This window comes from Thermus sp. FJN-A (assembly GCF_054655095.1).
Map to the genome: position 1 here is coordinate 1 of NZ_BAAHSC010000244.1, position 236 is coordinate 236.

The 236-nt window shown below is 72.5% G+C and carries 1 protein-coding gene; it reads right to left on the minus strand.

Annotation, left to right across the window (positions count from 1 at the left end; genetic code table 11):
- Positions 1 to 234 (minus strand): hypothetical protein (locus tag ACYQ0J_RS13590; protein ID WP_460172622.1); only part of this gene is annotated, 234 nt, incomplete at its 3' end.
- Between the last annotated feature and the right edge of the window lie 2 nt (positions 235 to 236).

Here is a 236-nt window from a genome sequence, read left to right on the forward strand (position 1 = left end):
TAGGGCCCGGTCCAGGTCGGGCACCCGGCCCGGGCGCACCTCGTTCAGATCCAGCCACACTGCCGAGAGGAGGGCGTGGAGCTCCAGGGCCCGCTCCCGGGAGAGGCCGGAAGGGGAGAGGCTCCGGCTTTGGGCGAGGGCCTCGAGGTAGGCGAGGCGGGCGAGGAGCTTCTCCCGCTCGGCCTCCAGCTCCGCCACCCTCCTGCGCAAATGCTCCAGCTCGTCCACCCTCATCG